This window comes from Stutzerimonas stutzeri, from assembly GCF_013522825.1.
Taxonomy (GTDB): domain Bacteria; phylum Pseudomonadota; class Gammaproteobacteria; order Pseudomonadales; family Pseudomonadaceae; genus Stutzerimonas; species Stutzerimonas stutzeri_AK.
This window is the reverse complement of record NZ_JAAMQZ010000093.1, coordinates 1-1,616: the sequence shown is the minus strand read 5'-3', so window position 1 is coordinate 1,616 and position 1,616 is coordinate 1. Positions and strand designations below refer to the sequence as shown.

Below are 1,616 nucleotides of genomic sequence, written 5' to 3'. Positions count from 1 at the left end.
GGGGTTTGGGGAGCAATGGAACCAAAAACCAACGTAAGCCCTACCAACGCTTTTCGGTGTCTTCTTCCCAGGCGCCCATCTCGACAAAACAGTTGCGCATGTCGGCCTCCTGGCTGATCTCGGTCAGCAGGTCATGCACGCTCTTGTCCAGCTCATCGTCGCTCCGATACGGAATGGTCAACTCATAGTGGCCGGCATCCAGCCGCTTCATGCCATAGGGCTCCAGGCAGTAGCGCTCAATGTTCTCCGTGGCCCGCTTCCGGCCGCGCACGAACTTGCTGTTATTCACCACCGCGAGGCGCAGGGTGACGGTGGCCACCCGCTCGGCGGCGGGCGGCTCTGCCGGCGACGCGGCCGAAGGCTGCTGGTCGCGTGACCTGGCGCTCTTCTGGTACGCGCCGATCTCGACACCACGGTGGCGCAGGTAGCTGTACAGCGTGCTCTTGGAGATGTGCAGCTTCTCGCCGATCGCGCTGACGCTCAGGCGACCTTCGCGGTAGAGGGTTTCGGCCGCCATGGCGGTGGCCTCAGCCTTGGCTGGCAGGCCCTTGGGACGGCCACCGATCCGGCCACGCGCCCGTGCGGCCGACAGACCCGCCTGAGTCCGCTCGCGGATCAGCTCGCGCTCGAACTCCGCCAGCGAGGCGAACAGGTTGAACACCAGGCGGCCTTGGGCGTGGGTGGTGTCGATGGGGTCATTCAGGCTCTGTAAGCCGACCTTGCGCTCTGCCAGCTCGCCGACCAACTCGACCAGGTGCTTGAGGGAACGCCCAAGGCGATCCAGCTTCCAGATCACCACGGCATCACCCGGCCGCACGTTGGCCAGCAGTTTGTCCAACTCCGGCCGGGCGCTTTTCGCGCCGCTGGCGATGTCTTGGTAGATGCGTTCGCACCCGGCCTGTTTCAGGGCATCGACTTGTAGGTCGGCTTTCTGATCCCGAGTGCTCACTCGCGCATAACCGATCTTCATCAAAAGTACTGTTTACTCGACTACGTTAGTAATAGTTGAACTTTGATTAAGCGTACCAGTTATTTGAACCGTAGCGCGGGGAGCTTAACGAACCGAGCCATTCCTCGATAGAGTTCGGCAAAACCTTCGTTTTGTCGAACCATTGCATCGCCCTTTGTGATTGGCGTATAAACACACAAACACCTATTAGCGGAGAACGCTATGAATACCATTCGCTGGAATGTCGCCGTCTCGGCCGACACCGACCAGTCGCTTCGGATGTTTCTGGCCAGCCAGGGCGGCGGCCGTAAGGGCGACCTGTCGCGCTTCATCGAAGAAGCGGTACGGGCACACATCCTGGAGCTGAGCGCTGAGCAGGCCAAGGCCGCTAACGCCCATCTGAGTGAGGCAGAATTGACCAACGCGGTTGACGAAGCGCTCGACTGGGCACGTAAGCGCTGATGCGGGTCGTGTTGGATACCAACATCCTGTTCAGCGCCCTGATCTCGCCACATGGCGCGCCCGATGCGATCTACCGTGCCTGGCGGGCGGCGCGTTTCGAGGTGGTGACCTCGCGGATGCAACTCGATGAAATTCGTCGAGCCAGCCGCTATCCCAAGCTTCAGGCCATCCTACAGCCCGCCAAGGTGGGCGCCATGATCAATAA

At 61.1% G+C, this 1,616-nt stretch carries 3 protein-coding genes; 2 read left to right on the top strand and 1 reads right to left on the bottom strand.

Going from position 1 to position 1,616, the window contains the following annotated elements:
* Nucleotides 1–40 precede the first annotated feature (40 nt).
* Nucleotides 41–970 (bottom strand): recombinase family protein, encoded by a 930-nt coding sequence (locus tag G7020_RS23720; protein ID WP_003150544.1) that lies wholly within the window; start codon nucleotides 968–970, stop codon nucleotides 41–43.
* A 201-nt stretch (nucleotides 971–1,171) separates the two neighbouring features.
* On the opposite strand from G7020_RS23720, the gene G7020_RS23715 reads away from it, so the two are divergent.
* Together G7020_RS23715 and G7020_RS23710 are read left to right on the top strand one after the other, a co-directional pair.
* Nucleotides 1,172–1,411, top strand: a complete 240-nt coding sequence (locus G7020_RS23715; RefSeq protein ID WP_003089107.1) for a ribbon-helix-helix domain-containing protein — start codon at nucleotides 1,172–1,174, stop codon at nucleotides 1,409–1,411.
* Nucleotides 1,411–1,616: putative toxin-antitoxin system toxin component, PIN family (locus tag G7020_RS23710; RefSeq protein WP_181087216.1), on the top strand; the 206-nt coding region annotated here is incomplete at its 3' end. The genes G7020_RS23715 and G7020_RS23710, both read left to right, overlap by 1 nt.

Excerpts from the sequence above, each read along its gene's own strand:
- G7020_RS23720 (WP_003150544.1), bottom strand. The coding sequence starts at position 970 with ATGAAGATCGGTTATGCGCGAGTGAGCACTCGGGATCAGAAAGCCGAC.
- G7020_RS23715 (WP_003089107.1), top strand. The coding sequence starts at position 1,172 with ATGAATACCATTCGCTGGAATGTCGCCGTCTCGGCCGACACCGACCAG.